Source organism: Armatimonas sp. (genome assembly GCF_964826245.1).
In genome coordinates, this window is the sequence record NZ_CBAYMC010000237.1 from 1 (window position 1) to 6,559 (window position 6,559).

At 58.5% G+C, this 6,559-nt stretch carries 7 protein-coding genes; 5 read left to right on the forward strand and 2 right to left on the reverse strand.

The features are described 5' to 3' along the window. The first annotated feature begins 158 nt into the window (after window positions 1–158). A complete protein-coding gene (locus tag AC1XOS_RS18220) occupies window positions 159–1,118 on the forward strand; it encodes a radical SAM protein (RefSeq protein ID WP_481963641.1) in 960 nt (319 codons plus the stop codon). Here AC1XOS_RS18220 and AC1XOS_RS18225 read toward each other — a convergent pair. Further along, on the reverse strand, window positions 1,115–1,615 hold the full coding sequence (locus AC1XOS_RS18225; RefSeq protein WP_481963642.1) for an N-acetyltransferase family protein: 501 nt from the start codon (window positions 1,613–1,615) through the stop codon (window positions 1,115–1,117). The genes AC1XOS_RS18220 and AC1XOS_RS18225 overlap by 4 nt on opposite strands. Before the next feature lie 270 nt (window positions 1,616–1,885). Beyond that, window positions 1,886–2,317, reverse strand: coding sequence for a hypothetical protein (locus AC1XOS_RS18230; protein WP_481963643.1), 432 nt, complete (start codon window positions 2,315–2,317; stop codon window positions 1,886–1,888). 71 nt (window positions 2,318–2,388) lie between these two features. Here AC1XOS_RS18230 and AC1XOS_RS18235 point away from each other — a divergent pair, with 71 nt between their 5' ends. The 4 genes from AC1XOS_RS18235 to AC1XOS_RS18250 form a co-directional block, all read left to right on the forward strand. After that, complete coding sequence (locus tag AC1XOS_RS18235; protein WP_481963644.1) at window positions 2,389–3,000, forward strand: hypothetical protein; 612 nt, start codon at window positions 2,389–2,391, stop codon at window positions 2,998–3,000. Window positions 3,001–3,046: 46 nt separating this feature from the next. After that, window positions 3,047–4,720, forward strand: coding sequence for a dihydroxy-acid dehydratase (gene ilvD / locus AC1XOS_RS18240; RefSeq protein ID WP_481963645.1), 1,674 nt, complete (start codon window positions 3,047–3,049; stop codon window positions 4,718–4,720). Between the two features lie 314 nt (window positions 4,721–5,034). After that, window positions 5,035–5,610: a hypothetical protein gene (locus AC1XOS_RS18245; RefSeq protein ID WP_481963646.1), complete on the forward strand. Its 576-nt coding sequence runs from the start codon at window positions 5,035–5,037 to the stop codon at window positions 5,608–5,610. A 138-nt stretch (window positions 5,611–5,748) separates the two neighbouring features. Next, window positions 5,749–6,559, forward strand: an 811-nt coding sequence (locus AC1XOS_RS18250) for a hypothetical protein (protein WP_481963647.1), incomplete at its 3' end; no start/stop codon positions are given.

Consider the following 6,559-nt stretch of genomic DNA (forward strand, 5'->3'; position numbering starts at 1 on the left):
CCAGACAAAAGACTTGTGTCATCTGAATCTCGATGGTGACGGCATCGCCGCTTGTGCTGCTATGGCTTATACTCATGGTGAAACTCCTGGGGTAGGTTTGTTTGGACAACCTATTCTACTCCGGGAGCTTCAACCCATGACTGGAGTTATACCAAGCGATGCTCTCTCTTCCGCTCTACCCCGACTCTCCCACTGAGCGCACCCGCTGGATTCTGGCGCGACGTGGCCCTAAAAACAACCATCCCCCCCGACAACCTTACGGCAGCTTTGTCGAAGACGAGCCCGGCCCCGATGGTACGCTCTGGCGCTGTCACACGTTGCTGCTCACCAACCGGGAGTGCGCCTTCCGCTGCCTGATGTGCGACCTCTGGCAAGACACGCTCGACACGACCACCGAGAGCGGCGCGATTGCGGCACAAGTGAGTACCCTCCTCCCCAGCTCTCCTCCCAACCCTGGGAGGAGGGTCGCACTCAAACTCTACAACGCGGGGAGTTTTTTCGACCCGGGACAAGTTCCCGTCGAGGACTACGCAGCCATCGCCGACAAAGCGCGACACTTTGATCGGGTGATTGTGGAGAGCCACACGGCCTTTCTCAAAGGCAAGCTTGCGGAGCGGGTGCTAGCGTTTCGGGATGCCATCGCACCCGCAGCGCTCGAAGTGGCGATTGGGCTGGAGACCGTTCAGGAAGTGGCTCTCGAAAAACTCAACAAGCGCATGACGGTAGACGATTTCCGCCACGCCGCTGCCTTTCTTGCCCAGAATCAGATCGCGCTCCGGGTGTTTCTACTCGTCCGCCCCCCGTTTCTCACCGAGGAAGAGGGCGTGGAATGGGGCTGTCGCTCGCTGGACGTGGCCCATGCGTGCGGCGCGACATTTGCAGCGCTTCTTCCCACGCGCGCGGGCAATGGCGCACTCGAAGCCCTCGCCGAGCAGGGCCACTACGCTCCTCCAAAGCTTCAGAGTTTAGAGGCGTGCCTGCGCTACGGCCAGAGCCTAGAGGGCATGATGCGCGTCACCGCAGATCTGTGGGATATCGAGCCCTTTGTCAAAAACGACGACGACAGGGCCTGCGTGGCCCGAATTACGGAGCTAAACCACAACCGAGGACGAACCTAAAGCACGCGGCGCATGATGATGTCATTGATATTGGTGCGAACCACTGTGAAACCCAGACGCATGTAGAGCTGCTGGGCAGGATTCCCTGGGGTGACGCTGAGGCTAATCGCAGGGAAATGCCCACGAGCCTGCTCTAGGGTGATCTCTAGGAGCTTTGTCCCAATGCCACAGCTTCGCCACTCGGGATGCACGGAGATCGAAAGCTCGGGGGTGTGCTCATCCACAAAGCCATAGCCAGGAGCCTCTTTAGGGAAGAGCCGGAGCCAGGCCACGCCCATTGGGTACCTATTTTTCAGGAGGGCCACACTTCCCATATCGCCCCGTCGCTCTCCCCACCGCTCGGTATAGCGGGCAAACTCAGGTAGTGAGAGCAGGTCACGGGAGAGAGGAGTCTCCTGCGGGGAGACATAGAGCGACTGATAAAAAGCCTCGGGCAGGAGTCCTTTATCCGCTCTCGTGAGAGGACGGATAAGTAGATCATGAAATGATTCAAACATTCAGAAAAAACAATACATGCAAGCCTCGTGCCAGACTGTCACCAAAAGCCCGTATTTTTTGTTGGTGCCTTGCCAACTGTAGCGGAATCTCAGGTGGGAGGATGTCGCTGCGCAAAGCTGAGTAAACTCCTAAGCACAAGCAACTCAGGACGATTCAAGTGTAACCGCTCCAAGGGAGCCGGGGAGCAGTCATCGGGACTGAGGCAGTATTCACAGCATCCTTTTGCCCGCTCGCGAACCGCTTGACGGATTGCAGGTTGCTTGCGCGCTTCAGGCATAGGGATGGTGCCGGATTTCTAGGGCTTTCATCAGCTCAGGGAAGTGCAACCCTCGTTTTTGCGCCAGCTCTTCCAGTAGCTCTAGCCGCCGAACATTCCAGCCTTCGCTTTGTTGGGTAAGTGTCAGAAACTCCTGTCGCTCATCTTCAGTGAGCGTTTCGTCTTCAAGTTTTGTTGCGAGAGCTCGGTAGCGCTTCCAGAAGGTGCGCGGCAGCTCGTCGTTTAGTGCATCGAGTCGGGCTTGCTCCTGAACGCTTAAACGTACGCGCTGCGTGTCTGCAACCCCTTCCCGCTCCGCCATCTGTCGTAGTGCCAGCCCGAGCAGGCGTGACTTATTCAGCCCTGTCTTGCGGCTCAGAAGTGCGATCAGCCGCTCCTCATCTGTATCAGGGCGATAGGTGACAATAGCACGTGTACTAGGCATAAAGTGATTTTACCACTATATCTGAGTGCTATCACTTAGCCGTTATTCATGGGAAGTAAAATGTTGTTGAAATGAAAACGCACTTTCAGGATTTCCGTTTTTGGTTTTTGAGATATGCCCGAAGAAACTCCTCGGTTCGCTATAAATTTCAGATTCCTGACCCCGAACAGCCTATACCTCTTGAGGAACAAAAGCTGGGGCCAAGCGGCGTTTTGATGCCGTTTAAACCCACTCCGCTTGACTTCAAAGCCCTCCTAGATAGGCCTGTGGATGAGGTCACGACGATTGTAGGAACCTATGGAATGGGCGGGCCAGGTTTCTTTGGTCTGCGTCTTGGCGAGGAGTGGCTCGTCATTTCTATCTGGGGGGCTTCCGACTGGATACTTGTGGATGGCCGACTTGTACGTGATAGCTACTATGAAAGGAATGGCCGCGACACGCCATGGATTCACAAACAAGAAAACGGGCTGATGCCATATCTGCTTGGGGCTACGATTACGATGCTGGAGATTCAGAAGCACAGCCTCACGATTTGCTTTTCCAACGGAGCTGTCTTGGAGATCGACGATACGCCAGAGCGACGGTTCATTCATGAGGGCTCGAAACAGTCACGTAAGTTTCGGTGGGCGGATGACCTGCGGGATGCCGTTTTCCTTTCCCCAACGGCAGAGATTTGGGTCTAAGAGGGCTTCTCCCGCGATAGAATGAGCTCGGAGGATTTTTTATACCGTGCCTTTGAACTCGCGTAGTCGCATTATCACTGAGGGGGTGCAGCGCGCCCCGAACCGCTCCATGCTCCGTGCCGTTGGGTTTGGCGATGGGGATTTCCAGAAGCCCATTGTCGGGATCGCCAGCGCCCACTCGACCATCACGCCCTGTAACATGGGGATTCGTCCGCTCGCCGAACGTGCTGAGGCGGCGATTCGTGAGGCTGGGGGAATGCCGCAGACCTTTGGGACGATCACGGTTTCCGATGGCATCTCGATGGGGACGGAGGGCATGAAGTACAGCCTCGTCAGCCGCGAGGTGATCGCCGATAGTATCGAGACCGCCGTGATGGCGCAAAGCATGGACGCGGTGCTGACCATTGGCGGCTGCGACAAGAACATGCCCGGCGCGATGATCGGGATTGCGCGGATGAATATCCCAGCGATCTTTGTCTACGGCGGGACGATCAAGGCGGGAAAGTACCGTGGCCGCGATCTGAATATTGTCAGCGTCTTCGAGGCCGTGGGTGCGCACTCTGCCGACAAGATGGACGACGAAGAGCTGCGGGGGATTGAGTGTAACGCCATCCCCGGCGCAGGCTCGTGCGGCGGGATGTACACCGCCAACACCATGAGTAGCGCGATCGAGGCGATGGGCATGAGCCTGCCGCACAGCTCCACGATGGCCGCGATAGACCCTGAGAAGGCCGACAGCGCCGCTGAGAGTGGCCGCGTGCTGGTGGAAGCCATTAAAAAACAGCTTCTCCCGCGCCAGATCATGACCCGCAAGGCATTTGAGAACGCGATTGCGGTGGTGATGGCCACGGGCGGCTCGACCAACGCCGTCCTGCACCTGCTGGCGATTGCCCACGCCGCCGAGGTGCCGCTGACTATCGATGACTTCGAGGAGATCCGCCAGCGCATCCCTGTTCTGTGCGACCTCAAGCCGTCGGGCAAGTATTTAGCCAATGACTTCCACCATGTCGGTGGTGTGCCCCAGGTGATGAAGCTCCTTCTCAACGCGGGCCTGCTCCACGGCGAGTGCCTCACGATCACCGGCCAGACCATCGCCGAGAGCCTCGCTCATATCCCCGATGCACCGTCTGCGAATCAGGACATCATCCGCACGATAGACAAGCCGATCTACGCCCAGGGCCACCTCGCCATCCTGCACGGCAATCTCTCCCCCGAGGGCTGCGTCGCAAAAATTACCGGCGTCAAGTCCCCCAAGATCACCGGCCCGGCGCGCGTGTTTGAGAGCGAGGAAGAGACCCAAGCGGCGATTTTGGGCGGGAAGATCAACCCGGGCGATGTGCTGGTGATCCGCTACGAAGGCCCCAAGGGCGGCCCCGGCATGCGCGAGATGCTGGCCCCGACCTCAGCGATTATCGGCGCGGGCCTCGGTGACTCCGTCGGGCTGATCACCGACGGCAGATTTAGCGGTGGCACCTACGGCCTCGTTGTCGGCCATGTCGCCCCGGAAGCCGCCGTTGGCGGAACCATTGCCCTGGTAGAAGAGGGCGATAGCATCACCATCGATGCCACTACGCTCTCCCTCACGCTGAATGTGGACGATGCCGAGCTAGAGAAGCGCCGCGCCGCCTGGCAGCCACCCGCCCCGCGCTACACCCGCGGCGTCTTGGCGAAATACGCCAAGCTCGTCTCCACCGCCAGCGTCGGAGCCGTCACCGACTAAGCGCCGACGGATTAGCCGCCGATTTCAACCAGCGAACCAAATTACAGCCGTGTGATTCGTAGGGTGTATTGGGGCTGAAGTTCTCGGAGCTCCGCATTAACAGGGCAGCGGGAGTTGTCGCGAATCTTCTTGATTTAAAAACCTTCAGTTCTACAAAAAATGCCTGTTTTGTAGAACTGAAGGTTTTAAACTAAAATGAATGCTGAACTTTTGAATTATAGAGATTAAATGTTTAATGTTAGTACTGCGAGTATCTTAATAGAACTGGTATTTTAACGGTTGTGTGGAAATCGCCCCCTGCCAAATTCTAAGATGTGACACAGACACGCAAACTAGGACTGGGGCTGGCAGGTGGCTTGCTGGTGGGACTCACGGTTCTGCCACAGACGGGCTGGCTGCTCCGGGCACTGCTTCAGGGGATCGTCGCCGCTGCCCTTTGGCAGCCCGCTCCGCATCTGGCAGTGGCGGGTAGTGTCACCTCAGGCTCGCTCCTCCTCCTGGCGACCTGGGCACTTGTCGCCCTGGTAGGCACGACACTCTGTGGGGGGGTGGCTGGAGTGGTTCTCAGCCGCCCGTCGCTCTGGGCGGGCAAGAGTCCTCGTGTCTCCGTACAAGCCGCACTTCTGCTCTTGCTGGTGGGAAGTGCGGCGTGGTGGGGTGCAGGGGCGGCACAGCTCATCGGGGGAAGCCGACTGGAGGGGGGGCTTAGTGGTGTCTTACTTCTCTTCCCCCTTGCCGCAGGGATGCTGGCTCTCGTGGTCAAGGGGCGACGGCGCGGAGAAGCGCCCGCCACCAGTGTCCTGACCGGTCTTGCCGCACTCTCACTGCCGGTCGCCTTCTCTCTCTCTCTGCTCTGCACCTGCCTACTGCTGGTCGTCGCCCGCCCGTAACCAACCTGCGAAGCGGGCGAAGTTGCCCGAAAGTTTCGCCCGCTCTGCGACGGAAAGGGGGAGAAAATTATTCGGGATGATGCTTGAGTAACGCTACGATGACGGTCGGCAGGTAGAATGCAAGGTGGAGGTAGTTTTATGCAACTCAAAAACACGTCACAGGCCACACGGCGACGATTTTTCGCACTCAGTGGTGCGGGGCTGATTAGCCTCACCGCTCTTGGATGCAGTGGTTCTCAGTCTGGTCCCACACCAAATCCCACTGCTTCACCGACTCCCAACCCTAGTGCAACGCCAAGCCCTACCCCGACTCCGGCACCAAGTACCACCTACACGTTTTCTGTTCTGCCCGCCTCGGGAGGCCTTTCTTCCGGTGAGGCCCGTGGTGGCGCAGGAGCGCAGCAGGTCGGCAAGAGCTTCGGTAGCGGGATCATGGGGGAGCATGCGACCCTCTGGAACGGGGCGACAGGAGCTGTCGTGGATCTACATCCCGCAGGCAAGACCAGCTCCCGCGCCAATGCAAGTAGCGGCGATAAACAGGGGGGATCGGCAGTAAACTCGGTGACCCACGCAATGCTCTGGTCGGGCAGCGCCGCATCGGCACTCGATCTTCATCCTGGTGCAGGCACTTTCTCCGAGATCTTAGGAATGGGAGGCACTCAGCAGGTCGGCACTTTCAACTCCCATGCTGCGCTGTGGCAAGGAACGGCGGCCTCATTTGTTGATCTGGATACCGGCAACGGAGCCCTCAGCTCGCAGGCGTTTGATACGGATGGAGTGCATCAAGTGGGAATTGTCAAGAACTCTGCGGGAAAGAACCATGCAACGCTCTGGTCTGGAACTGCTGCTTCTGCCGTGGATCTACACCCGACGGCCCTCGTGGGCACGGCTGAGGCCGTGGAGTCTTTTGCGGAGGGCGTTCACGGAAGTCAGCAGGTCGGGGCGCTCT